Below are 24,250 nucleotides of genomic sequence, written 5' to 3'. Positions count from 1 at the left end.
GGGAACACCGCCAATGCGATCCACCACCTTGTCCTTCGCGCTGCTGCTTGCGCTGTGCGGCTGTGCGCATACCGAAAGCCTGACCCCGGCCGGTGCCAACGCAGCCACTGCCAGGCAAGACGATCTGATCGACGCCGACATCGTCGGCCTGCAGGCACGCATGGCATCCGGCACGACCAGCAGCCTGGATCTGACCCGCGCATACCTGCAGCGTGTCGCCACCATCGATCGCGCCGGGCCCACTCTCAATTCGGTGATCGAACTCAACCCGCAGGCCGAAGCCGACGCACGTGCATTGGACGCCGAACGCCGCGCCGGCCATGTGCGCGGCCCCCTGCATGGCATTCCGGTACTGCTTAAGGACAACATCGATGCGCTGCCGATGGTCAACAGCGCCGGCTCGCTGGCACTGGCCGATTTCAGGCCCGGCCGCGATGCGTTTCTGGTGCAGCGCCTGCGCGCCGCTGGCGCGGTGATCCTGGGCAAGACCAACCTGAGCGAGTGGGCCAACTTCCGCTCCACCAAGTCCAGCTCCGGCTGGAGCGCACGCGGCGGGCTGACCCGCAATCCGTACGCCCTGGATCGTAATCCCTGCGGCTCCAGTGCCGGCACCGGCGCGGCGATCGCCGCCAGCCTGGCCACGGTCGGCATCGGCACCGAAACCGACGGCAGCATCACCTGCCCGGCCTCGGTGAACGGCCTGGTCGGGCTCAAACCGACCGTGGGCCTGGTCAGCCGCGACGGCATCATTCCGATCTCGGCCTCCCAGGACACCGCCGGCCCGATGACGCGCAGCGTCGCCGATGCGGCGGCGGTGCTGCAGGCGATTGCCGCACCCGACCCGCAGGATCCGGCGGCGCGCACTGCACCGACGTCCACACCGGACTATCTGGCGCATCTCAGGCCCGATGGCCTGCGCGGCGCCCGCCTGGGCCTGCTGCGCAATCCCTTGCGCGAAGATCCGGCGATTGCCGCCACGCTGCAACGCGCGGTGCAGACCCTGCGCGCCGCTGGCGCCACCGTGATCGAAACCAGCCTGGCGACCGAGGGCCAGTGGGACGCCGCCGAGCAAACGGTCTTGTTGGTCGAATTCAAGGCCGGCCTGAACGCGTATCTGCGCAGCCACGCCGCGCCGGTGTCGAGCCTGGAGCAATTGATCGCCTTCAATCGCAGCCACGCGCAGCGCGAGATGCCCTACTTCGGGCAGGAGCTGTTCGAGCAAGCGCAGGCCGCGGCCGGACTGAACGATGCCGCCTATCTCACAGCCCGCGCCACTGCCAAACGGCTGGCCGGGCCGGACGGCATCGACGCCGCGCTGCAGGCCAATCGCCTGGACGCACTGATCGTGCCGACCACCGGTGCTGCCTGGGTCACCGACCTGGTCAAGGGCGACACCTTTCCCGGAGCCGGCTATGGTGCGGCCGCGGTGGCCGGTTATCCCAGCCTGAGCGTGCCGATGGGACAGACCCAGGGCCTGCCGCTGGGCTTGTTGTTCATGGGCAGCGCCTGGAGCGAGCCGCGCCTGATCGAACTGGCCTACGCCTACGAACAACGCAGCAAGGCGCGTGTTGCGCCCCGCTACTCGCCGACTGCGCCCAGCGCACCGGCGGCCGCGCCTGCAGCTATACCGTAGTCGCAGGCTCACCGTCTTCGGCACCGGGCGAGCGCACGCTCTCCTGGGCGATTGGCGCGGCGGCGCGCAGGGGTGGCTTTTCCTGCGCGGCGATTTCGGCGCGAATCCTGGGCAGTGCGTACGGGTGCTCGCGGGTCAGGAAGTCGATCATGCGCTCGCGGCTGATGCAGCGCAGATCGAACGCATCGCCGGAGTTGCGCGCGCTCACCAGCAGGCGTACCTGGATCGTGCTCTCGCTGGTTTCGGTCACCTGGGTCACGCACACGCGTCCATCCCACAGCGGCTCGCTCTTGCAAATGCGCTCCAGCTCGGCGCGCACCGCCGCGATCGGGGTGCGGTAGTCCAGCCACAGGAATGCGGTACCGAGCAGGTCGGCGCTGCTGCGCGTCCAGTTCTGGAACGGGTGCTCGATCCACCAGGTCAACGGCACCACCATCCGCCGCTCGTCCCAAATCCGCACCACCACATACGAGCTACCGATCTCCTCGATGCGGCCCCATTCGCCTTCCACGATCACCACATCGTCCAGCCGGATCGGCTGGGTCAGGGCGATCTGCAGACCGGCGATCAGGTTGCCGAACACCGGCTTGGCCGCGATGCCGGCCACCAGGCCGATGATGCCGGCCGAGGCCAGCAGCGTCTTGCCGATCTGGCGTACCTGCTCGAAGCCAAGCAGCACCACCGAGATGCCGAGCAGGATCACCGCGCCCATGACCACCCGGCTCAGCACGCGTGTCTGGGTCTGGATGCGCCGTGCGGTGAGGTTGTCGGACACCTCGATCGGGTTGCTGCGCAGAATTGCCGCCTCGCCGGCTGCTACCGCGCGTACAAGCAGCCAGGTGATGCAGCCGACGATCCCCACGTGTAGCAAACTTTGCAGTGCCGCGAGTCCCTTGCCCTCCAGCGGCGTTGCTTCCGTGGCGATACGCAAGAACAGCAGCGGCAGGATGAAGGCAGCCGGCAGCGTGACCACGCGAATGATGCGTGCACGGCGATAGTCGCGGCCCTGCATGCGGCGAAACAGCCACAGCATCAGCGACCAGGTGACGATGCCCGCCAGCAGCGCGGCACCAAGCGGGATTGCGTATTCGCGGATGACGTTCCAATCGGCAGTCAAACCGTTCCTCCTGTGGGGGGAAAGAGGGATGGCTGCAGCATCATGCCGCACGCGGCATGAGCATCACGTCATGCGTACGGTGACATCACGCGCCCAGCGGCTGCGACGCCACCTGCTGTTGCTTGCGCACGATCGCCATTGCGATTTCCAGCGACTGCTCGTAGTTCAGGCGCGGATCCACGCTGGAGCGGTAAGCGCGTTCCAGATCGCGCTCGGTCAACTCGCGCGCGCCACCGGTGCATTCGGTGACGTCTTCGCCGGTCAGTTCCAGATGCACCCCGCCCAGCCGCGTCCCGGCGGCCGCATGCAGATCGAAGGACAACTCGACCTCGCTGCGGATATTGTCGAAACGCCGTGTCTTATAGCCATTTCCGGTGCTTTCGGTATTGCCGTGCATCGCATCGCACACCCACAACACCCGACGTCCATCGCGCTTGACCGCCTCCAGCAGCGGCGGCAACTTCTCGGCGATCTGCGCCGCACCCATGCGATGGATGAAGCTCAGGCGGCCGGGTTCGTCTTCGGGATTGAGCACGTCGATCAGACGCAACAGCTGATCCGGCTGCACCGATGGCCCCACCTTGATCGCGATCGGGTTACGCACGCCACGCAGGTATTCCACATGCGCGCCATCCAGCGCGGCGGTGCGCATGCCGATCCACGGGTAATGGGTGCTCAGGTTGAACCAGCCCCACTGGCGCGGCACCTGCCGGGTCAGGCCTTCCTCGTACGGCAGCAACAGCGCCTCGTGCGAGGTGTAGAAGTCGATGCGATTGAGGTTGTAGACCTCCGCGCCGGACAGGGTCTCCATGAAGCGCACCGCATCGCCGATCGATGCCACCATCTTCTGGTAGTCCGCCGCCAGCGGCGAATACCCCACCCAGTCCAGATTCCAGTATTCGGGATGGTGCAGGTCGGCAAAGCCGCCGTCGATCAGAGCGCGCACGAAATTCATCGTCATCGCCGAGCGCGAATGCGCGGTGATCATGCGCTGCGGATCCGGCACGCGCGCCGCTTCAGTGAAGGCTGGCGCGTTGATCACATCGCCGCGGTAGCTCGGCAAGGTCACCCCGTCGCGGGTTTCGGTATCGGCCGAGCGCGGCTTGGCGTACTGCCCGGCAAAGCGCCCTACCCGCACCACCGGCAGGTGCAGGCCATGCACCAGCACCAGGCTCATTTGCAGCAGCACCTTCAGGCGATTGGAGATCGTGCCCGATTCGCAATCGCTGAAGTTCTCGGCGCAATCGCCGCCCTGCAGCAGGAAGCGCTTGCCTTCCTGCGCTTCTGCCAGCTGGCGCTTGAGCGCAAAGATTTCCCAGGAGGTCACCAGCGGCGGCAGCTGCCGCAACTCGCCCAGCGTGTGTTCCAGCGCAACGGCGTCCGGGTAGACCGGCATCTGCAACGCCGGACGCTGCCGCCAGCTCTGCGGCGACCACTGCTCTGCCTGGTTGACGGACGAATGAGGGGAAGCGGACATCGTGAACTCCAGAAATCTCGGGCGCCGGCCAGCGCCGGAACGAAACGATCAGAACAGTTTGCGCGGACCACGCTGCCTGAAGCCGGCGTACAGCGCCCACAGCGCCAGGCCCACGAACCACAGCATGCTCCACATCGGCATGCTCAGGCCCAGAAAGCGCCAATCGATATTGCCGCAGTCGCCGGTGCCGGTCAGCACGGTGCGGAACACTTCGAACGGCCCCATCGTCTCGCTCAGGAAGCTCAACGGCGGCCCGCACGAGGACATCATGTCCTTGGGCCGGATCTGCACCCAGACATGCCGCGCCGCGATGCCCATGCCGACGCCGGCAGCGATGAAGCTGAGCACGCCATAGAGCTTGCGCGTGCCCGCTGCGCGCGGCCCATGCAACGCGCCCAGCAGAAACAACAGCGCCAGCGCCGCAAACGCGATCCGCTGGAAGATGCATAGCGGGCATGGCTCCAGCCCAAGATGCAGCTGTACGTAGATCGCATAGGCAAGCAATCCTGCGCAGGCAAGAAAGCCCAGCAAGAACTGCGCCCGGAAACCCCAACGAAATGGATTCATCGCTACCGCTTGCCTAGGATCGAATGCCCGATTATCAGCCATCGCTGCCGCGGTGACCACGGATGCCTGCATCGGGCAGGTCGCCTGGCAGCAGGCCCGGTGCAGCCATGCATGTCGCCAGTCATGTGTCGGTCTGCAGACCTCGACACCGCCCGGAGACGGCCGCCTTTGCGGCGGCGAGCTTGATCCTGGTTGAGCCATGCACATCGCTGCGCTGTTGCCGAAACACCCATACCAAGACCGACCGCCATGGTCCGGCACAGGCAATAAAAAAGCCCGGCGCTAGCCGGGCTTTTCGAGAATCTTTGCGAAGGGCGAACCGATTACTCGGCCACTTCCTCGGCGACGACCGGACGGTCGACCAGCTCGACATACGCCATCGGCGCATTGTCACCGGCACGGAAGCCGGCCTTCAGGATGCGCAGGTAGCCGCCGGGACGGGTCGCGTAACGCGGGCCCAGTTCGACGAACAGCTTGCCCACCGCTTCCTTGTCGCGCAGGCGAGCGAACGCCAGACGACGATTGGCAACGCCATCGACCTTGCCGATGGTGATCAGCGGCTCGGCGACGCGACGCAGTTCCTTGGCCTTCGGCAAGGTGGTCTTGATCAGCTCGTGCTTGAACAGCGACGCGGCCATATTGCGGAACATGGCTTCGCGGTGCGCGCTGGTGCGGTTGAATTTACGACCGGATTTCTGGTGACGCATGAGTGTGATTTCCTAAGGAATGTTGAGACTGCTTGAGAGACGCTGTCGCCATCCTGGCGCTGTTGAATGGACTGCGGTTGGTCCGAGCCGGCCGTCCTTTGACCGGATGTCACCGCGGGCTTTGGCCCGTCGATGTAAAAAAACAGCATGGGCGCCCGAAGACGCCCATGCGGTGATGCATTAACCAAGCATGCCGTGCTGGGCGACACCGGCCGGCGGCCAGTTCTCCAGCTTCATGCCCAGTGCAAGGCCGCGCTGTGCCAGCACTTCCTTGATTTCGGTCAGCGACTTCTTGCCGAGGTTCGGGGTCTTGAGCAGCTCCACTTCGGTCTTCTGGATCAGATCACCGATGTAGTAGATGCTCTCGGCCTTCAGGCAGTTGGCCGAACGCACGGTCAGCTCGAGGTCGTCGATCGGGCGCAGCAGCACCGGATCCACGCCGCTGGCAGCCGGCTTGGCCGCACCGCGATCGCGGTGGGTGAAATCGCCGAACACCGACAGCTGATCGCTGAGGATGTCGGCGGCGGTGCGCACGGCTTCCTCGGCATCGATCGTGCCGTTTGTTTCGATATCGATCACCAGCTTGTCGAGGTCGGTGCGCTGTTCAACGCGCGCAGCTTCCACGGCATAGGCAACGCGACGCACCGGCGAGAACGACGCATCCAGCATCAGACGACCGATGGTGCGGGTCTCTTCGTCCGGACGACGACGCGCGGCAGCCGGCTGATAGCCGAAACCACGCTCGATCTTCAGGCGCATGTTCAGCGCCGTGTCCTTGGTCAGGTGGCAGATCACGTGGTCGCCGTTGATGATCTCGACGTTGTGATCGGTCCTGATGTCGGCCGCAGTGACCGTGCCCGGACCCTGCTTGGACAACGACAGCGTCGCGCTGTCGCCACTATGCATACGAATCGCCACGTCTTTCAGGTTGAGCAGGACGTCAAGCACGTCTTCCTGCAGCCCTTCGACCGTGGTGTACTCGTGCAGCACGCCGTCGATCTCGACCTCGGTGATCGCAAAACCCGGGATCGACGACAACAGCACACGACGCAGGGCATTGCCCAGCGTGTGCCCGTAACCGCGCTCCAAGGGCTCGATCACGACCTTTGCGCGATTGTCGGTAAGACGTTCGATCTGCGGACCACGGGGGCGCAGAACCTGGTTGGCGGTAACCGTCATGTTGCGGGGTCTCCTGCGAACCTCCGGCGGTGCCGGAGGCTCTCCAATGTGAATTACTTCGAATACAACTCGACGATCAGCGCTTCGTTGATATCCGAAGGCAGGTCAGCGCGATCCGGAACGGCCTTGAACACGCCGCTGAACTTCTTCGAATCGACTTCGACCCACGACGGCGTCATGTCGTGCTGCTCAGCCACGGTCAGGGCTTCCTGCACGCGAAGCTGCTTCTGTGCCTTTTCCGACAGCGTGATCGCATCGCCAGCCTTGATCTGGTACGAAGCCAGATTCACCGACTTGCCATTGACCAACACGCCACGGTGCGACACCAGCTGGCGCGCGGCCGGACGGGTGACGGCAAAGCCCATGCGGTAGCAGACGTTGTCCAGACGGGTTTCCAGCAACTGCAGCAGGTTCTCGCCGGTGTTGCCCTTCTTGGTCGAGGCCTTCTTGTAGTAGTTGCGGAACTGACGCTCCAGCAAACCGTAGATGCGCTTGACCTTCTGCTTTTCGCGCAGCTGGGTGGCATAGTCGGAGAGCTTGCCTTTGCGAGCCGCGCCGTGTTGGCCGGGCTTCTGCTCAAGCTTGCACTTGGAGTCCAGCGCGCGCGCCGGGCTCTTGAGGGAAAGATCGACGCCTTCGCGGCGGGCGAGCTTACAGGTAGGACCGATATAACGAGCCATTTCTTATCGCTCCCTTTAGACGCGACGCTTCTTCGGCGGACGGCACCCGTTGTGCGGGATTGGCGTCACGTCGATGATGTTGGTGATCTTGTAGCCCACGTTGTTCAACGAACGCACGGCCGACTCACGGCCCGGACCCGGACCCTTGATACGCACTTCCAGCGACTTCACGCCGTAGTCGAGCGCAGCGCGGCCAGCCTTTTCGGCGGCAACCTGAGCAGCGAACGGGGTCGACTTGCGCGAACCACGGAAGCCGGCGCCGCCGGACGTGGCCCACGACAGTGCATTGCCCTGGCGATCGGTGATGGTGACGATGGTGTTGTTGAACGAAGCGTGGACGTGAGCGACGCCGTCAGTGATGACGCGCTTGATCTTCTTCTTCGTTTTCTTTTCTGCTGGCTTTGCCATGATCTATCCCTTACTTCCTGATCGCCTTGCGCGGACCCTTGCGGGTGCGGGCGTTGGTACGGGTGCGCTGACCACGCAGCGGGAGACCACGGCGATGACGCAGACCGCGATAGCAGCCCAGGTCCATCAGTCGCTTGATCGCGATACCGATTTCGCGGCGCAGGTCGCCTTCGACGACATACTTGCCGACCTCGGCGCGCAGGCGCTCGATTTCGGGTTCGGACAGATCACGAATCTTCGTGGTCGAGGTAACGCCTGCGGATTCGCAGAGCTTCTTCGAACGGGTACGGCCGATGCCGTAGATGCTTTGCAACCCGACCCAGACGTGCTTCTGGGCTGGCAGGTTGACGCCTGCAATACGCGCCATGACGCGATTCTCCAACTGAGTGATGGCCCGACAGCGCCCAGGCGCCATCCGGCAGGATGGATCAAAAGTGAACTCGGAATTGTAGCAAGGCCTCGGATTGCTTTGAAGCCCGTGGAACCAAAAGTTCCATGGACCCGGCGTGGGGAGTGTGCCCTCGCTCCGGCGCCGGACGATGTTGATCCAGAAAATTTCTCCGAATCGCCTGTGCTACTCCCGCACAGGACCACCTCGTCACACCCGCGCGCGAGACGTCGCGCGAGCCGCCCTTCTGATCGGAAGATCGTGGCCCGGGAACCAGGCCGTCTTCACGCAATGAAGATCTAGTGTACCACTTAACTGCGCGCCAGACCGCCGCGCGAGCCACCCTTGAGGTTGGCCTTCTTCAGCAGGCTCTCATACTGATGCGACATCAGATGGGCCTGGATCTGCGCGATGAAGTCCATCACCACCACCACGGCGATCAGCAACGACGTACCACCGAAGTGGAACGAGGTGCCCAGCTGGGTGCGCATGATTTCCGGCAGCAGGCAGACGATCACCAGGTACAACGAACCCGCTGCGGTCAGGCGCGTCAGCACGCCGTCCACATAGTCAGCCGTCGCCTTGCCCGGACGGATACCGGGAATCAGTGCGCCCGACTTCTTGAGGTTGTCAGCGGTTTCCTGCGAGTTGAACACCAGCGCGGTATAGAAGAACGCGAAACCGATGATCAGTGCGGCGAACACCAGCATGTGCACCGGCTCGCCGGGCCCGAGCGCATTGGCGATCTTCTGCAGCCACGAACCCACACCGCTGCCAGACGCCGCCTGACCCGACCACATCGACAGCGTGGCCGGGAAGGCCAGGATGCTAGAGGCGAAGATCGGCGGAATCACGCCTGCCATGTTGAGCTTCAACGGCAGGAACGAGGTCTGGTTCATGTACGCATTGCGGCCGCCCTGGCGGCGTGCGTAATTGACTGTGATACGCCGCTGCCCGCGCTCGACGAACACCACGAACAGCGTGAACGCCAGAATGGTGATGACGATCAGCAGCAGCGAGATGAAGCTCAGATTGCCTTCGCGGAAGGCCTCGACGGTCTGGATCGCCGCCGACGGAAGGCCTGCAACGATGCCGGCAAAGATGATCAGCGACACGCCGTTACCGATGCCACGCTCGGTGACCTGCTCGCCCACCCACATCAGGAAGATGGTGCCGGCAGTCAGCGCAATCACTGCGGTGAGCACAAAGCCCATGCCCGGCGCGTACACCACCGGAGCGCCACCAGGTGCGGTCTGGTTCTGCAGTGCCAGCGCGATACTGCCGCCCTGCACCACCGCCAGCAACACCGCACCGATGCGCGAATACTGGGTGATCTTGCGTCGGCCGGATTCGCCTTCCTTCTGCATCGCCTTGAGGGCGGGAAAGATGTGCGTGGCCAACTGGATCACGATCGATGCCGAGATATACGGCATCACGTTCAACGCAAAAATACTGAAACGGTGCAGGGCGCCGCCCGAGAACATGTTGAACATGTCCACGATGCCGCCGCCCTGCGCCTGCATCAACGAAAGCATGGCATCGGGATTCACGCCAGGCACCGGCACATAGCAGCCGATGCGATAGACGATCAATGCCCCGAGGACGAACAGTAGCCGCTGGCGAAGTTCCGTGAACCTGCCGAGCCCGCCACCGAGGTTACCAATGCCAGCCTGCGCCATCTGCCGATTACTCCTCTACGCTGCCGCCGGCAGCTTCGATTGCTGCCTTGGCGCCCGCACTTGCGGCGACACCCTTCAGCACGAACTTCTTGCTCAGCTCGCCCTTCAGCACGATCTTCGCCTTCTTGGCGCGGCTCGGGACCAGATTGGCCGCACGCAGCGCTGCAAAGTCGATCTCACCGGCTTCCAGCTTGTCCAGCTGGTAGGACAACACTTCGGCACTGTCACGCGCCATCTTGGAACGGAAGCCGATCTTCGGCAGACGGCGCTGCATCGGCGTCTGGCCGCCTTCGAAGCCGGCCTTGATCTTGCCGCCGCCCTTGCGAGCGAACGAACCCTTGTGGCCGCGGCCGCAGGTCTTGCCGAGACCGGAACCGATGCCGCGACCGACGCGGGTGCGCTCGGTACGGGCGCCGTCGGCGGGCTTGAGGTCATTGAGATGCAAAGTCATGGGATTAGTCCTCAACCTTGACGAGGTAGTGAACGGTATTGATCAGACCGCGAACCTGCGGGCTGTCCTTCAGTTCACGCACATCGTTGAGCTTATTCAGGCCCAACGCACGCACCGACAGGCGGTGACGCGATTGGGTTCCACGCAGGCCACGCACCAGGCGCACCTTCACGGTCTTGTTGGTGTCCTTAGCCATGGTTGAGCTCCTCCACCTTCTTGCCGCGCTTGGCCGCAACACGGGCCGGCGACTGCACTTCCGACAGACCCTTCAGGGTTGCACGGACCAGGTTGATCGGATTACGCGAACCAACCGCCTTGGCCAGCACGTTCTTGACGCCGACCGCTTCCAGCACGGCGCGCATGGCGCCGCCGGCGATGACGCCCGTACCTTCCGACGCCGGCTGCATGTAGACGCGTGCTGCGCCGTGGCCGGACTTGACGGCGTGCCACAAGGTACCGTTGTTCAGATCCACAGTGGCCAGGTTCTTGCGCGCCTGCTCCATCGACTTCTGGATGGCGACCGGTACTTCGCGCGCCTTGCCATAACCGAAACCGACCTTGCCCAGACCATCGCCGACCACGGTCAACGCGGTGAAGGTGAACTGGCGACCGCCCTTGACCGTCTTGCTGACGCGATTGACCGCGACCAGCTTTTCGATCATGCCATCGTCGACTTTCTCTTCGCGGTTACGGTCGCGATCACGACCCCGCGGTGCACGTTCTTCTGCCATCTTGATTCCTTGATTGATTGGGTATGTACGGCTCGAAGCCGCTTATGGTTGTGAAGTCACGCTGTGTTCCCGGCACCGTTGCAAAAGAACGGGACGGTCCGGCATCTCCCCTGCCGGCGGTAACGCGGATGTGGCCGATGGCCACATCCGCAGCAGTGCTTAGAACTGCAGGCCGCCTTCGCGAGCTGCGTCGGCCAGCGCCTTGATACGGCCATGGTAGCGATAGCCCGAGCGGTCGAATGCGACCTTCTCGATGCCCGCAGCCTTGGCGCGCTCGGCGATCAGCTTGCCGACCTTGACGGCCGCATCGCTGTTCTTGCCGTTCTTCAGGCCTTCCTTGACGTCGGCCTGCAGGGTGTTCGCCGCAGCGATCACCTTGGAGCCGTCGGCGGTGAAGACCTGCGCATACAGATGCTGGCCGGTGCGCAGCACCGACAGGCGAGCGACGCCCAGTTCACGGATGTGCGAACGGGTGGACTTTGCGCGACGCAGACGGGCGATGTTCTTGTTGATGCTCATGATATTTATCCTACGGAAGCTGAAGGGAAAGCGCGCTCCTATCAAAAGTCCGCACAGGGATGTGCGGGCTCTTGCGAGGGACTCGCCATTAAGCCTTCTTGGCTTCCTTGCGAATGATGACTTCACCGGCGTACTTCACACCCTTGCCCTTGTAGGGCTCCGGCGGACGGAAACCGCGAATCTTGGCGGCAACTTCGCCGACGCGCTGCTTGTCGGCGCCCTGGACCACGATTTCGGTCTGGGTCGGGGTCGACAGCGTGATGCCTTCCGGCGCCACGAACACCAGCGGGTGCGAGAAGCCGAGCGCCAGGCTCAGGTCCTTGCCCTGCATGGCGGCACGGTAACCGACGCCCACCAGCTCGAGCTTGCGCTCGAAGCCTTCGGACACGCCCTTGACCATATTGGCAAGGATGGCGCGCACGGTGCCGGTGATGGCGATCTGCGACGGCTCGTTGGCCGACAGCGTGGCAACGTCGCCGTCAACGGCGATTTCGACGCCAACCGGCTTCGGCAGGGTCAGGGTGCCCTTCGGGCCCTTGACGCTGACCAGCTCGGGCTGGACCTTGAGTTCAACACCCTTCGGAAGGGAGACAGGCTTCTTGGCTACACGGGACATGATCGATTCCTTCCCTTAGGCCACGAAGCACAGGACTTCACCACCAACGCCGGCTTCGCGAGCCTGCGCATCGGTCATGATGCCCTTCGACGTGGAAATGATGGCGATACCCAGGCCACCCAGGACCTTGGGCAGCTCGGTCTTGCCGCGGTACTGGCGCAGACCCGAGCGCGAGAAACGCTTCAGGGTCTCGATGACCGGACGGCCTTCGAAATACTTCAGCACGATTTCCAGCTCCGACTTGTTGTTCTCGGTCGCTGTCACGCGCAGGTCGGTGATGTAACCCTCGTCCTTCAGGACTTGGGCGATCGCGACCTTGATCTTGGACGACGGCAATTTCACCGTCTGCTTACCAACCGCGGCCGCATTCTTGATGCGTACCAGCAGGTCGGCGATGGGATCAGTCATGCTCATATGAGTACCTTTGAGTGCACCGATATCCGCTTTCGCGAAAATCTTGTGTTTTCCTGGGGATGGGCCAGGACCCTTTACGCCATGCCAGGCCCGTGCGGGCAAGACAGAAGCGGAAGTATACGACAAAAGAGCCCGACTTGCGTCGGACTCCCATGTTGAACAGAACCATCCTGCTCAAGCCGGCCGCGAGCGACCGGCAATGCTGTTACCAACTTGCCTTGCGCAGGCCCGGAACGTCGCCGTTCATGGTGGCTTTGCGCAGCATGTTGCGACCCAGACCGAACTTGCGGTAGACACCGCGCGGACGACCGGACAACTCGCAACGGTTGCGGTGGCGGCTCGGCGACGAATCGCGCGGCAGCTTCTGCAACTTGGTCGACGCGTCGATCTTCTCTTCGTAGGACGCATCCTGGCTGGAGAGGATCTTCTTCAGCGCATCACGCTTGCCGGCGAATTTCTTCGCCAGCTTTGCACGCTTGATGTCGCGGTGGATCATGGAGGTCTTTGCCATTTCGGATGTCCTCGACGGTCAGTTACGGAACGGGAACTTGAACGCTGCCAGCAGCGCCTTCGCTTCCGCATCCGTCTTGGCGGTGGTGGTGATGGCGATATCCATACCGCGGATCGCGTCGACGGCGTCGAAGTCGATTTCCGGGAAGATGATCTGTTCCTTCACACCCATGTTGAAGTTGCCACGACCGTCAAAGGAGCGACCCGAAACACCACGGAAGTCGCGCACGCGCGGCAGTGAGATGTTGATCAGACGATCCAGAAACTCGTACATCTTGGCGCGACGCAACGTGGTCTTGCAGCCGATCGGCCAACCGTCACGAATCTTGAACGATGCGACCGAAACGCGCGACTTGGTGACCACCGGCTTCTGACCGGAGATCTTGGACATGTCGGCGACCGCATTTTCCAGAATCTTCTTGTTGGTAGCCGCCTCGCCCACGCCCATGTTGAGCGTGACCTTGACCAGCTTCGGCACTTCCATCGGATTGGTGTAGCCGAATTCCTTCATCAGGGCCGGAACCACGTTTTCCTTGTAAAACTTTTCGAGACGAGTGTTCATGATCGCATTCCTCAGGCGTCGAGCGCCTCACCGCTGGAGCGGAACACACGCAATTTGCGTCCATCCTCCAGCACCTTGAAGCCAACGCGCTCGCCCTTGCCCGTTGCCGGGTTGACGATATTGACGTTGGAGATATGGATCGACGCTTCACGCTCGACCACGCCGCCGGCGATACCCGCCTGCGGGTTCGGCTTGGTGTGGCGCTTGATGACGTTGGCATTGGAGACGATCACGCGATCGCCATCCACACGCACAACTTCACCCTGCTTACCCTTGTCCTTGCCGGTGTTGATGACGACCTGGTCGCCCTTCTTGATACGGTTAGCCATGTATATGTCCTCCGCTCACAGCACTTCGGGAGCGAGCGAGACGATCTTCATGAACTTCTCGGAACGCAGCTCGCGCGTCACCGGCCCGAAGATGCGGGTCCCGATCGGCTCCTGCTTATTGTTCAACAGCACAGCGGCGTTGCCATCGAAGCGGATCAGCGAACCGTCGGGACGGCGCACACCCTTGCGGGTACGCACCACGACGGCGTCGTAGACTTCGCCCTTCTTGACCTTACCGCGCGGAATGGCGTCCTTGACGGTCACCTTGATGATGTCGCCAATGTGTGCGTAACGGCGCTTGGAGCCGCCCAGCACCTTGATGCACATCACTTCCTTGGCACCCGAATTGTCGGCGACATCGAGGTAGCTCTGCATCTGGATCATGATTCAGATCTCCCTTATTCGGCCGAACGGGTGACGATTTCGACCACCCGCCAGTTCTTGGTCTTGGACATTGGAGCAATCTCGGTCACACGCACGACATCGCCTTCGTTGCAGGCATTGTCGGCGTCGTGTGCGTGGAGCTTGGACGAGCGCTTGATGTACTTACCGTACAACGGGTGCTTGACCTGGCGCTCCACCAACACGGTGACCGTCTTGTCCATCTTGTTGCTGACGACACGGCCTTCGACCGTGCGCAGCGCTTGCTTTTCGTTGTTGTCGCTCATCGCGGCCGTCCTTACTTGGTGCTGCCGAGCAGGTACTTGACGCGAGCAATCTCGCGGCGCACCCGGCGGGTATCGTGGGTCTTCGGCAGCTGGCCGGTGACCTGCTGCATACGGAGCGAGAACTGCTCCTTACGCAGATCGGTCAGGTGGGCCTTCAGTTCGTCAGCCGACTTCTCGCGGAGTTGTTTGATATCCATCAGCGCACCGTCCGGGTCACGAAAGTGGTGGTCACCGACAATTTCGCGGCGGCAAGGCGGAACGCCTCACGTGCGATATCCTCGGGAATACCCTCGATTTCATAGATCATGCGGCCCGGCTGAATCTGCGCGACCCAGTACTCCACGTTGCCCTTACCGGAGCCCATGCGGACTTCGATCGGCTTCTTGGTGATCGGCTTGTCGGGGAACACACGAATCCACATCTTGCCTCCCTTCTTGACGTGGCGGCTGATCGTACGACGTGCTGCTTCAATCTGACGCGCGGTCAGCTGACCGTGCGCGGTTGCCTTGAGGCCGTACTCGCCGAAGCTGACGGCGTTTCCGCTCCATGCCAGGCCGTCGTTACGGCCCTTGTGCATCTTGCGATATTTGGTTCGCTTGGGTTGCAACATTGCCGTTACCTCGCTTCACGAGCCGGGCGCGAAGGACGGTCACCACGGTCGCCGCGATCGTTACGATCGTTGCGCGGGCTGTCGTCCTGCTTCTCCTGGCCAACCTGGGAGAAGTCGAAGACCTCACCCTTATAGATCCAGACCTTGATGCCGATGATGCCGTACGTCGTGGACGCCTCGGCAAAACCGTAATCGATGTCGGCACGTAGCGTGTGCAGCGGCACGCGGCCTTCGCGGTACCACTCCGAACGGGCGATTTCTGCACCGTTGAGGCGGCCAGCCACATTGACCTTGATGCCCAGGGCACCCAAGCGCATCGCGTTGCCGACCGAGCGCTTCATTGCGCGGCGGAACATGATGCGACGCTCAAGCTGCTGCGCGATCGACTCGGCGACCAGCTGCGCATCCAGCTCCGGCTTGCGCACTTCGGTGACGTTGATGTGGGCAGGAACACCCATCATCGCGCTCACTTCCTTACGCAGCTTTTCGATGTCCTCGCCACGCTTGCCGATCACCACGCCCGGACGGGCGGTGTGGATCGTCACGCGGGCGGTTTTGGCAGGGCGCTCGATCAAGATCTTGCTGATACCTGCCTGCGCGAGCTTCTTGCGCAGCATTTCACGCACTTTCAGGTCGGCTGCCAGGTAGGCGGCGAAGTCGGCCTTGCTTGCGTACCACTTGGAATTCCAGTCCTTGGCGATGCCAAGGCGAATTCCAGTCGGATGAACTTTATGACCCATGGTCTTTTCCTTTCCGCTTACTTGGCGGCGCCGACAATCACAGTGATGTGACTGGTGCGCTTGAGGATGCGGGTACCGCGGCCTTTCGCCCGCGCCATGAAACGCTTCAGGGAGGGACCTTCATCAACCATGATGGTCTTGACCTTCAGCTCGTCGACATCCGCGCCCTGATTGTTCTCGGCATTGGCAATAGCCGACTCCACAACCTTCTTGATCAGGTGCGCAGCCTTCTTGTCCGAGAACTTCAGCAGATTGACCGCACGTTCGGCGGACAGTCCACGCACCTGGTCAGCGACCAGACGGGCCTTCTGCGGGGAGATGCGCGCGGTGCGCAGGATTGCTTTCGCTTCCATCGTCATCTCTCCTTACCTGCTCGACTTCTTGTCGCCACCGTGACCCTTGAAGGTCCGGGTGACGGCAAATTCGCCGAGCTTGTGGCCGACCATATTCTCGTTGACGAGCACCGGAATGTGGTTCTTGCCGTTATGCACGGCGATGGTGATGCCTACCATTTCCGGCAGGATCATCGAACGGCGCGACCAGGTCTTGATCGGCTTCTTGCTACCCGCAGCGGACTCCACCTTCTTTGCAAGGTGGTGATCGACGAACGGGCCCTTCTTAAGTGAACGTGCCATGGTCGATTAGCCCCTACGATCGCGGACGATGAATTGCTGGGTGCGCTTGTTCTTGCGCGTCTTGTAACCCTTGGTCGGAACACCCCACGGGGTGACCGGATGCGGATTACCCTGGCCAGCCTTGGCCTCACCACCACCGTGCGGGTGATCGACCGGGTTCATGGCCGCACCGCGAACGGTCGGACGAACACCGCGCCAGCGCTTGGCGCCAGCCTTGCCCAGCTTCTCGAGGTTGTGCTCGTCGTTGCCGACTTCGCCGATGGTGGCGCGGCACTCGACCGGCACCTTGCGCATTTCGCCCGAGCGCAGACGCAGCGTGGCATAGATGCCTTCGCGAGCGACCAGCTGGACGGCTGCACCGGCAGCACGTGCGATCTGAGCGCCCTTACCCGGCTTCAGCTCGATACCGTGAACCGTCGTACCGACCGGGATGTTGCGCAGCGGCAGCGTATTGCCGGTCTTGATCGGTGCGTTGGCACCGGCAATGACCTGATCGCCAGCCTTCAAGCCCTTGGGGGCGATGATGTAGCGACGCTCGCCGTCGACGTAGCACAGCAGGGCGATATGAGCGGTACGGTTCGGATCGTATTCGATCCGCTCCACACGCGCCGGAATACCTTCCTTGTTGCGCTTGAAGTCGATGATGCGGTAGTGCTGCTTGTGGCCACCACCGACGTGACGCACGGTGATGCGGCCATGGTGGTTACGACCACCGGACTTGCTCTGCGAGTCGAGCAGCGCCGCGTGCGGTGCGCCCTTGTGCAGATCGGGGGTGACCACGCGCACGGCGGAACGACGGCCGGGAGAGGTGGGTTTGAACTTCATCAATGGCATGGGATGGACCTCAGGCCTTGGCCGTTACGTCGATGGACTGACCATCAACCAGGCGGACGTACGCCTTGCGCCAATTGCCACGGCTGCCAGCACGGTTACGGAAGGACTTGCTCTTGCCCTTGACGTTGACCACGTTGACTGCTTTGACCTTGACGTCGAACAGCTGCTCAACCGCGGCCTTTACATCGGCCTTGGTGGCTTCGTTCGAAACTTCGAAGACATACTGGTTGGAGATTTCCTGCAGGCGCGCGGTCTTTTCGGAGACTCGCGGAGCACGCAGCACGCTGAAGATTTTTTCGTTGCTGCTCATGCCAGCCACTCCTCGACCTTCTTGACCGCATCGGCGGTGATCACGACCGTATCGGCCCCGACCAGAGCGACCGGATCCAGACCCTGCACATCACGCACCTGCACATAAGGCAGATTGCGGGCGGACAGATACAGGTGCTCGGACGCTTCCTCGGTGACGATCAGCGGGCGCTTGCCCACGTCCAGTCCCTTCAGCTTCTCGATCAGACCCTGGGTCTTGGTGGTTTCGACGTCGAACGCATCGACGATCATCAGGCGACCCTGGCGATTAAGCTCAGAGAAGATCGCGCAGATGGCCGCACGGTACATCTTGCGGTTGACTTTCTGTTCGAAGCTGCGCGGCTTGGCCGCAAAGGTCACGCCGCCGCCGATGAAGATCGGAGCCGTCAGCGCGCCATGACGCGCACCGCCGCCCTTCTGCTTCTTCGACTTCTTGGTCGTGCCCGCAACTTCCGAACGCGTCTTCTGAGCCTTGGTACCAGCGCGGCCGGCATTGCGATAAGCGACGACGACCTGGTGAACCAGATCTTCGCTGAATTCGCGACCGAACACGGCATCGGAGACCGAGACCTTGTTGTTGCTACCCGTGATAACGAGTTCCATCGTCATCTCTCCTTATGCCTTGCTCGCCGGACGGACGATCACGTCGCCACCAGCTGCGCCAGGCACGGCGCCGCGGATAGCAATCAGACCACGCTCGACGTCGACCTTGACCACTTCCAGGTTCTGCGTGCTTTGCTGCACGGCGCCCATGTGGCCCGACATCTTCTTACCCGGGAAAACGCGACCCGGGGTCTGGCGCTGACCCAACGAACCCGGCGCGCGATGCGACAGCGAGTTACCGTGAGTTGCATCGCCCATACGGAAGTTGTAGCGCTTGATGGTGCCCTGGAAACCCTTACCCTTGGTGACGCCCTGGACGTCGACCTTCTGGCCGACCTCGAAGATGTCCGCCTTGATTTCGCCGCCGACGGCGAAATCGCCGAGCTGCGCATCTTCAACGCGGAATTCCCACAAGCCGCGACCCGCTTCCACCTTCGCCTTGGCGAAGTGACCAGCGGCCGGCTTGTTGACCAGTGCGGCGCGACGCGCGCCAACGGTAATCTGCACTGCGCTGTAACCGTCGGTTTCAACGGTCTTGATCTGCGCGATGCGGTTCGGAGTTGCTTCGATCAGCGTAACCGGCACCGAGCGGCCGTCTTCAGTGAAGACGCGGCTCATGCCAGCCTTGCGGCCCACGAAGCCCAACGAATATTTCTTCGTCATGGTCGTAGTCCTCAGGTCAACTTGATCTGTACGTCGACGCCAGCCGCGAGTTCGAGCTTCATCAGCGCGTCCACGGTCTTGTCGTTCGGGTCGACGATATCGAGCACACGCTTGTGCGTGCGGGTTTCGTACTGGTCACGCGCATCCTTGTCGGCATGCGGGGATACGAGGATGGTGTAACGTTCGATCTTGGTCGGCAACGGGATCGGGCCACGCACTTGCGCGCCGGTCCGCTTAGCCGTTTCGACGATCTCGCTGGCCGAACGGTCGATCAAACGATGATCGAACGCCTTCAACCGAATCCGGATCTTTTGTTCCGACATGACGGAAGCTTCCTTCGTTAAAAGAGCGACGGGCAAGGCCTCTGGGATACCTGCCCCGATATTCCTGACGTAGATGAAATCGCCGCGCATCCTGCTGGCGAGGGCATTTCCTCCGCCCAAAAACTGAGGCAGACCGGTAAACCGGCCCGCCCAGACGGAAAAGTATAGTGCGCAACAAGAGCACGGTCAACAACATGTGAGTTGTTGAGTGCTCCATGCAACGCGACCTTCCCGGTCTGGCGAACACGAGCGGCATCCTGCCGTTCTTTTCGCTGTAACTCAGCGCCCTACCCAGGGACACCGAGCCGCGCATTATAGCGATGGACTTTTACCTGTGCAAGCGCCCTGGTCTGTCAATACGCCCCCGCAAGCACATCCACCCGACCTGGCGAACAAAAAAAGGGCCGGCTTGCGCCGACCCTCCTTCTTGCAGATCCAGCGACTAAAGCCGCTGGATTGCAGACACTTACTTGATGATCTTGGCAACCACGCCGGCGCCGACGGTACGACCGCCTTCACGGATGGCGAAGCGCAGACCTTCGTCCATCGCGACCGGGTTGATCAGGGTCACGACCATCTTCACGTTGTCGCCCGGCATCACCATCTCCACGCCTTCCGGCAGCTGGCAGGCGCCAGTGATGTCGGTGGTGCGGAAGTAGAACTGCGGACGGTAGCCCTTGAAGAACGGGGTATGACGACCACCCTCGTCCTTGGACAGCACGTAGACTTCGGCTTCGAACTCGGTGTGCGGCTTGATCGAACCCGGCTTGCACAGCACCTGGCCGCGCTCGACGTCGTCACGCTTGGTGCCGCGCAGCAGCAGACCGGCGTTGTCGCCTGCCTGGCCCTGGTCCAGCAGCTTGCGGAACATTTCCACGCCGGTGACGGTGGTCTTCTGGGTGTCGCGGATGCCGACGATTTCGATTTCGTCGCCAACCTTGATGATGCCGCGCTCGATACGACCGGTCACCACGGTGCCGCGGCCGGAGATCGAGAACACGTCTTCGACCGGCATCAGGAACGGACGGTCGACGTCGCGGGTCGGCTCCGGAATGAACGAATCCAGCGCCTCGACCAGCTTCAGGATCGCCGGCACGCCGATTTCGCTCTGGTCGCCGTCCAGCGCCAGACGCGCCGAACCGTGGATGATCGGGGTGTCATCGCCCGGGAAGTCGTACTTGCTGAGCAGCTCGCGCACTTCCATCTCGACCAGCTCGAGCAGCTCGGCGTCGTCGACCATGTCGGCCTTGTTCAGGAAAACCACGATGTGCGGCACGCCAACCTGACGCGAGAGCAGGATGTGCTCGCGGGTCTGCGGCATCGGGCCGTCAGCAGCCGAACACACCAGGATCGCGCCGTCCATCTGCGCCGCACCGGTGATCATGTTCTTGACGTAGTCGGCGTGGCCGGGGCAATCGACGTGCGCGTAGTGACGGGTCGGGGACTCGTATTCGACGTGGGCGGTCGAAATCGTGATGCCGCGCGCCTTCTCTTCCGGCGCCGCGTCGATCGCGTCATACGCCTTGAACTCGCCACCGAAACGCTCAGCACCGATCTTGGTCAGCGCGGCTGTCAACGTGGTCTTGCCATGGTCAACGTGACCGATGGTGCCGACGTTCACGTGCGGCTTGGTGCGCTCAAATTTAGCTTTTGCCATGACTAACTACCTCTAATTGAAAAATTTGTGAGAAGCGGCTGAGCGAACTCAGCCCTTCTTGGTGACGGCGTCGGCGATGTTGGCCGGTGCCTCTTCGTAGTGGTCGAATTCCATCGAGAACGTCGCGCGGCCCTGGCTCATCGAGCGCAGCGAGGTCGCGTAGCCGAACATTTCACCGAGCGGAATCATCGCGTTGATGATCTTGCCCGACGGGCTGTCGTCCTGACCCTGCAACACGCCACGACGGCGGCTCACGTCGCCCATCACGTCACCCAGGTAATCCTCCGGGCTGACGATTTCGACCTTCATGATCGGCTCCAGCAACACCGGGCTGGCTTTCGCAAAGCCCTGCTTGAACGCCATCGACGCGGCCAGCTTGAACGCCATTTCCGAGGAGTCGACGTCGTGGTACGAGCCGAACACCAGCTTGACCTTCACGCCCACCACCGGGAAGCCAGCGATCGGACCACTGGTGATCGTCTCGCGCAGACCTTTTTCGACCGAGGGGATGAATTCCTTCGGAATGATGCCGCCGGTGATGTCGTTGATGAAGAGGAAATCGTCCTTGACGTTGTCGCTCTTGCGATCGTCCTCGGTCATCGGCGACAGCTCGATCACCACGTGACCGTACTGACCCTTACCACCGGACTGCTTGGCGTGCTTGTAGTCGGACTTGACGTCGGACTTGCGGATGGTTTCGCGGTAGGCCACCTGCGGCTTGCCGACGTTGGCCTCGACATTGAACTCGCGACGCATACGGTCAACGATGATGTCCAGGTGCAACTCGCCCATGCCCGAGATGATGGTCTGGCCGGATTCCTCGTCGGTCTTGACGCGGAACGAGGGATCTTCCTGCGCCAGACGGCCCAGGGCCATGCCCATCTTTTCCTGGTCCGACTTGGTCTTGGGCTCCACCGCCATCGAGATCACCGGCTCCGGGAACACCATGCGCTCCAGGGTGATGACCTTGTCCTGCGCACACAGCGTGTCGCCGGTGGTGACGTCCTTCAGACCCACGGCAGCGGCGATGTCACCAGCGCGCACTTCCTTGATCTCTTCGCGATTGTTGGAGTGCATCTGCAGGATGCGGCCCACGCGCTCTTTCTTCGACTTGACCGGGTTGTAGACCTGGTCGCCGGAGTTCAACGTGCCCGAGTAGACACGGAAGAACGTCAGCGAGCCCACGAACGGGTCGGTCATGATCTTGAACGCCAACGCCGAGAACGGCGCGGTATCGGTGGCCGGACGGGTGTCTTCCTTCTCGTCCTCATCGATACCCTGGACCGGCGGACGGTCGGCCGGCGACGGCAACAGGTGCACGACGCCGTCGAGCATGGCCTGCACGCCCTTGTTCTTGAACGCCGAACCGCAGAACACCGGCACGATTTCGACCTTCAGGGTGCGCTCGCGCAGACCCACCAGGATCTCTTCTTCGCTCAGGTCGCCCTCGTTGAGGTACTTGTCCATCAGGTCTTCGCTGGCTTCTGCAGCCGCCTCGACCATGAACGAACGCGCCTCGGTCGCGATCTCGACCAGATCGGCCGGGATGTCGCGGTATTCGAAGGTGGTGCCCTGCGATGCGGTATCCCAATGGATCGCCTTCATCTTGAGCAGGTCGACCACGCCCTCGAAGCCGTCTTCAGCGCCGATCGGCACCTGCATCGGCACAGCGTAGGCACCCAGACGGGCCTTCAGCTGCTCGACGACCTTGTCGAAGTTGGCACCGGTACGGTCCATCTTGTTGACGAAGGCCATGCGCGGCACCGAGTACTTGTTGGCCTGACGCCACACGGTCTCGGACTGCGGCTGCACGCCACCGACGGCGCACAACACGAACACCGCACCGTCGAGCACGCGCAAGGAGCGCTCCACTTCGATGGTGAAGTCAACGTGCCCGGGGGTGTCGATGATGTTGAAGCGGTGCTGCGGCATGGACTTGTCCATGCCCGACCAGAACGCGGTGGTCGCAGCGGAGGTGATGGTGATACCACGCTCCTGCTCCTGCTCCATCCAGTCCATCACTGCAGCGCCGTCATGGACTTCGCCGATCTTGTGACTGACACCGGTGTAGAACAGGATGCGCTCGGAAGTGGTGGTCTTGCCGGCATCGATGTGGGCCATGATGCCGAAGTTGCGGTAACGCTCGATAGGGGTGGTGCGGGCCACGGGGAGCCTCTCAATTTCTTGGATTTCGGATGGCCGAACGCCGCCTTTCGGCGGCCTTCGGATTGGATGCGACGCGTAACGCGTCGCAAACAGCACTCAGATGGTGCTGAAGGGCCCCGTTACCAAGGCCCACGAGGTCACCAGCGGTAATGTGCGAACGCCTTGTTCGCCTCCGCCATACGGTGCGTCTCTTCGCGCTTCTTGATCGCGCCGCCGCGGCTTTCCGAGGCGTCCAGCAGTTCTGCAGCCAGCTTGCGCGGCATGGTGTTCTCGCCACGCTTGCGCGCGGAGTCGATCAACCAGCGCATTGCCAGCGCCATGCGACGGGAGGAGCGCACTTCGACGGGCACCTGATAGGTAGCACCACCGACGCGACGCGATTTAACTTCGACAGCCGGGGCCACGTTGTCCAGTGCTTTCTGCACCAGCTCGACGGCATTCGGATTCTTTTCGCCAATGACGTCCATCGCGCCATAGACAATTTTCTCAGCAACCGACTTCTTGCCACTTTGCATCACCATATTGATGAAGCGGGCAATGGTTTCGCTGCCATGCTTTGGATCAGGCAGGACGGTGCGCTGCGGAGTAGAACCTTTACGGGACATTGGAGTGTTTCCTTAGCTCTTCGGGCGCTTGGCGCCGTACTTGGAACGACCTTGACGGCGCTTTGCGACGCCGGCGGCGTCCAGCGAACCACGGACGGTGTGATAACGCACACCGGGAAGATCCTTGACGCGGCCACCACGAATCAGGACCACGGAGTGCTCCTGCAGGTTGTGGCCTTCACCACCGATGTAGCTGATGACCTCTTCCTGGTTCGTCAGGCGCACTTTGGCAACCTTACGCAGGGCCGAGTTCGGCTTCTTCGGGGTAGTGGTGTAGACGCGTGTGCAGACGCCACGGCGCTGCGGACACTTGTCCAGTGCCGGGGAGGCACTCTTGTAGGTGGTCGCTTGCCGAGGCTTGCGGACCAGCTGATTGATCGTCGTCATCAGTTGATTCTTCTGATTGAGAGGCCGAGACGGCCTTGCACGAAAACAAAGGCAGGCCGAAAAACGGCCCGCCGAGACAGGGA

The 24,250-nt window shown here is 62.3% G+C and carries 35 protein-coding genes; 1 reads left to right on the top strand and 34 read right to left on the bottom strand.

The annotated features are described in order from the left end of the window. Positions 1-28: 28 nt before the first annotated feature. Complete coding sequence (locus DGN21_RS04835) at positions 29-1,633, top strand: amidase (protein ID WP_184429026.1); 1,605 nt, start codon at positions 29-31, stop codon at positions 1,631-1,633. Here DGN21_RS04835 and DGN21_RS04830 read toward each other — a convergent pair. From DGN21_RS04830 to rpsL, 34 genes are all read right to left on the bottom strand, one after another. Then, positions 1,623-2,750: a mechanosensitive ion channel family protein gene (locus DGN21_RS04830; RefSeq protein WP_039523792.1), complete on the bottom strand. Its 1,128-nt coding sequence runs from the start codon at positions 2,748-2,750 to the stop codon at positions 1,623-1,625. The genes DGN21_RS04835 and DGN21_RS04830 overlap by 11 nt on opposite strands. 85 nt (positions 2,751-2,835) lie before the next feature. Next, on the bottom strand, positions 2,836-4,227 hold the full coding sequence (locus tag DGN21_RS04825; RefSeq protein WP_046345812.1) for a 3-deoxy-7-phosphoheptulonate synthase class II: 1,392 nt from the start codon (positions 4,225-4,227) through the stop codon (positions 2,836-2,838). A 48-nt stretch (positions 4,228-4,275) separates the two neighbouring features. Then, the gene (locus tag DGN21_RS04820; RefSeq protein WP_024938561.1) at positions 4,276-4,794 is read right to left on the bottom strand and encodes a disulfide bond formation protein B; all 519 of its coding nucleotides are present in this window, start codon (positions 4,792-4,794) and stop codon (positions 4,276-4,278) included. A gap of 323 nt (positions 4,795-5,117) precedes the next feature. Next, a complete protein-coding gene (gene rplQ, locus DGN21_RS04815; RefSeq protein WP_003486665.1) occupies positions 5,118-5,501 on the bottom strand; it encodes a 50S ribosomal protein L17 in 384 nt (127 codons plus the stop codon). A gap of 180 nt (positions 5,502-5,681) precedes the next feature. Then, entirely contained in the window at positions 5,682-6,680 is a 999-nt protein-coding gene (rpoA, locus tag DGN21_RS04810; RefSeq protein ID WP_002811635.1) for a DNA-directed RNA polymerase subunit alpha, read from the bottom strand. Between the two features lie 53 nt (positions 6,681-6,733). Continuing rightward, positions 6,734-7,360 carry a 30S ribosomal protein S4 gene (gene rpsD, locus DGN21_RS04805; protein ID WP_024938562.1) on the bottom strand — a complete coding sequence of 209 codons (627 nt, stop codon included), beginning with the start codon at positions 7,358-7,360 and terminating at the stop codon, positions 6,734-6,736. 15 nt (positions 7,361-7,375) lie between these two features. Beyond that, positions 7,376-7,768 carry a 30S ribosomal protein S11 gene (gene rpsK, locus DGN21_RS04800; RefSeq protein WP_003486671.1) on the bottom strand — a complete coding sequence of 131 codons (393 nt, stop codon included), beginning with the start codon at positions 7,766-7,768 and terminating at the stop codon, positions 7,376-7,378. Positions 7,769-7,778: 10 nt separating this feature from the next. Continuing rightward, positions 7,779-8,135, bottom strand: coding sequence for a 30S ribosomal protein S13 (rpsM, locus tag DGN21_RS04795; protein WP_003486672.1), 357 nt, complete (start codon positions 8,133-8,135; stop codon positions 7,779-7,781). A 332-nt stretch (positions 8,136-8,467) separates the two neighbouring features. Further along, positions 8,468-9,835, bottom strand: coding sequence for a preprotein translocase subunit SecY (gene secY / locus DGN21_RS04790; RefSeq protein WP_160954698.1), 1,368 nt, complete (start codon positions 9,833-9,835; stop codon positions 8,468-8,470). A gap of 7 nt (positions 9,836-9,842) precedes the next feature. Continuing rightward, complete coding sequence (rplO, locus tag DGN21_RS04785; RefSeq protein ID WP_016900650.1) at positions 9,843-10,286, bottom strand: 50S ribosomal protein L15; 444 nt, start codon at positions 10,284-10,286, stop codon at positions 9,843-9,845. A 4-nt stretch (positions 10,287-10,290) separates the two neighbouring features. Next, entirely contained in the window at positions 10,291-10,482 is a 192-nt protein-coding gene (gene rpmD / locus DGN21_RS04780; protein ID WP_024938563.1) for a 50S ribosomal protein L30, read from the bottom strand. Next, positions 10,475-11,017, bottom strand: coding sequence for a 30S ribosomal protein S5 (gene rpsE / locus DGN21_RS04775; RefSeq protein ID WP_003486682.1), 543 nt, complete (start codon positions 11,015-11,017; stop codon positions 10,475-10,477). The genes rpmD and rpsE overlap by 8 nt, the downstream gene beginning before the upstream one ends. Before the next feature lie 159 nt (positions 11,018-11,176). Further along, positions 11,177-11,536 (bottom strand): 50S ribosomal protein L18, encoded by a 360-nt coding sequence (gene rplR, locus DGN21_RS04770; protein ID WP_016900655.1) that lies wholly within the window; start codon positions 11,534-11,536, stop codon positions 11,177-11,179. A gap of 88 nt (positions 11,537-11,624) precedes the next feature. Continuing rightward, positions 11,625-12,152, bottom strand: coding sequence for a 50S ribosomal protein L6 (rplF, locus tag DGN21_RS04765; protein WP_024938564.1), 528 nt, complete (start codon positions 12,150-12,152; stop codon positions 11,625-11,627). A 15-nt stretch (positions 12,153-12,167) separates the two neighbouring features. Next, positions 12,168-12,566 (bottom strand): 30S ribosomal protein S8, encoded by a 399-nt coding sequence (rpsH, locus tag DGN21_RS04760; RefSeq protein ID WP_010371096.1) that lies wholly within the window; start codon positions 12,564-12,566, stop codon positions 12,168-12,170. Positions 12,567-12,771: 205 nt separating this feature from the next. After that, entirely contained in the window at positions 12,772-13,077 is a 306-nt protein-coding gene (rpsN, locus tag DGN21_RS04755) for a 30S ribosomal protein S14 (protein WP_005917137.1), read from the bottom strand. An 18-nt stretch (positions 13,078-13,095) separates the two neighbouring features. Next, positions 13,096-13,638, bottom strand: a complete 543-nt coding sequence (gene rplE / locus DGN21_RS04750; protein ID WP_010371090.1) for a 50S ribosomal protein L5 — start codon at positions 13,636-13,638, stop codon at positions 13,096-13,098. 11 nt (positions 13,639-13,649) lie between these two features. After that, positions 13,650-13,967, bottom strand: coding sequence for a 50S ribosomal protein L24 (gene rplX / locus DGN21_RS04745; protein ID WP_215825136.1), 318 nt, complete (start codon positions 13,965-13,967; stop codon positions 13,650-13,652). Positions 13,968-13,982: 15 nt separating this feature from the next. Further along, positions 13,983-14,351, bottom strand: a complete 369-nt coding sequence (gene rplN / locus DGN21_RS04740; RefSeq protein WP_003486699.1) for a 50S ribosomal protein L14 — start codon at positions 14,349-14,351, stop codon at positions 13,983-13,985. Between the two features lie 14 nt (positions 14,352-14,365). After that, positions 14,366-14,635 carry a 30S ribosomal protein S17 gene (gene rpsQ, locus DGN21_RS04735; protein ID WP_016900663.1) on the bottom strand — a complete coding sequence of 90 codons (270 nt, stop codon included), beginning with the start codon at positions 14,633-14,635 and terminating at the stop codon, positions 14,366-14,368. Between the two features lie 11 nt (positions 14,636-14,646). Continuing rightward, on the bottom strand, positions 14,647-14,832 hold the full coding sequence (gene rpmC / locus DGN21_RS04730; RefSeq protein ID WP_006450638.1) for a 50S ribosomal protein L29: 186 nt from the start codon (positions 14,830-14,832) through the stop codon (positions 14,647-14,649). Continuing rightward, positions 14,832-15,245, bottom strand: coding sequence for a 50S ribosomal protein L16 (rplP, locus tag DGN21_RS04725; RefSeq protein ID WP_011036127.1), 414 nt, complete (start codon positions 15,243-15,245; stop codon positions 14,832-14,834). The genes rpmC and rplP overlap by 1 nt, the downstream gene beginning before the upstream one ends. 5 nt (positions 15,246-15,250) lie before the next feature. After that, the gene (gene rpsC, locus DGN21_RS04720; protein ID WP_024938565.1) at positions 15,251-15,985 is read right to left on the bottom strand and encodes a 30S ribosomal protein S3; all 735 of its coding nucleotides are present in this window, start codon (positions 15,983-15,985) and stop codon (positions 15,251-15,253) included. 17 nt (positions 15,986-16,002) lie between these two features. Further along, a complete protein-coding gene (gene rplV, locus DGN21_RS04715) occupies positions 16,003-16,338 on the bottom strand; it encodes a 50S ribosomal protein L22 (protein WP_002811686.1) in 336 nt (111 codons plus the stop codon). Positions 16,339-16,350: 12 nt separating this feature from the next. Then, positions 16,351-16,620, bottom strand: a complete 270-nt coding sequence (gene rpsS, locus DGN21_RS04710; RefSeq protein ID WP_005993369.1) for a 30S ribosomal protein S19 — start codon at positions 16,618-16,620, stop codon at positions 16,351-16,353. A 6-nt stretch (positions 16,621-16,626) separates the two neighbouring features. Then, positions 16,627-17,454 (bottom strand): 50S ribosomal protein L2, encoded by an 828-nt coding sequence (gene rplB / locus DGN21_RS04705; protein WP_003486715.1) that lies wholly within the window; start codon positions 17,452-17,454, stop codon positions 16,627-16,629. Between the two features lie 10 nt (positions 17,455-17,464). Continuing rightward, on the bottom strand, positions 17,465-17,764 hold the full coding sequence (gene rplW / locus DGN21_RS04700; protein WP_002811694.1) for a 50S ribosomal protein L23: 300 nt from the start codon (positions 17,762-17,764) through the stop codon (positions 17,465-17,467). Next, positions 17,761-18,366: a 50S ribosomal protein L4 gene (rplD, locus tag DGN21_RS04695; RefSeq protein ID WP_024938567.1), complete on the bottom strand. Its 606-nt coding sequence runs from the start codon at positions 18,364-18,366 to the stop codon at positions 17,761-17,763. Before rplD ends, rplW begins: the two co-directional genes overlap by 4 nt. A 12-nt stretch (positions 18,367-18,378) precedes the next feature. After that, the gene (rplC, locus tag DGN21_RS04690; RefSeq protein WP_005993363.1) at positions 18,379-19,029 is read right to left on the bottom strand and encodes a 50S ribosomal protein L3; all 651 of its coding nucleotides are present in this window, start codon (positions 19,027-19,029) and stop codon (positions 18,379-18,381) included. An 11-nt stretch (positions 19,030-19,040) separates the two neighbouring features. Further along, positions 19,041-19,352, bottom strand: coding sequence for a 30S ribosomal protein S10 (gene rpsJ, locus DGN21_RS04685; RefSeq protein ID WP_003486723.1), 312 nt, complete (start codon positions 19,350-19,352; stop codon positions 19,041-19,043). Positions 19,353-19,818: 466 nt separating this feature from the next. Next, complete coding sequence (tuf, locus tag DGN21_RS04680; RefSeq protein ID WP_215825135.1) at positions 19,819-21,009, bottom strand: elongation factor Tu; 1,191 nt, start codon at positions 21,007-21,009, stop codon at positions 19,819-19,821. A gap of 48 nt (positions 21,010-21,057) precedes the next feature. Then, positions 21,058-23,175: an elongation factor G gene (fusA, locus tag DGN21_RS04675; protein ID WP_024938568.1), complete on the bottom strand. Its 2,118-nt coding sequence runs from the start codon at positions 23,173-23,175 to the stop codon at positions 21,058-21,060. Positions 23,176-23,312: 137 nt separating this feature from the next. Further along, positions 23,313-23,780, bottom strand: coding sequence for a 30S ribosomal protein S7 (gene rpsG / locus DGN21_RS04670; protein WP_005993356.1), 468 nt, complete (start codon positions 23,778-23,780; stop codon positions 23,313-23,315). A 12-nt stretch (positions 23,781-23,792) separates the two neighbouring features. Then, the gene (gene rpsL, locus DGN21_RS04665) at positions 23,793-24,167 is read right to left on the bottom strand and encodes a 30S ribosomal protein S12 (protein ID WP_002811712.1); all 375 of its coding nucleotides are present in this window, start codon (positions 24,165-24,167) and stop codon (positions 23,793-23,795) included. Positions 24,168-24,250 lie beyond the last annotated feature (83 nt).

Origin of the sequence: Xanthomonas sp. MLO165 (assembly GCF_018831305.1) — a bacterium.
In the GTDB taxonomy this organism is placed as follows: Bacteria; Pseudomonadota; Gammaproteobacteria; order Xanthomonadales; family Xanthomonadaceae; genus Xanthomonas; species Xanthomonas arboricola.
The sequence above is the reverse complement of the archived record's forward strand: the minus strand, read 5'-3'. Positions and strand labels throughout refer to the sequence as shown.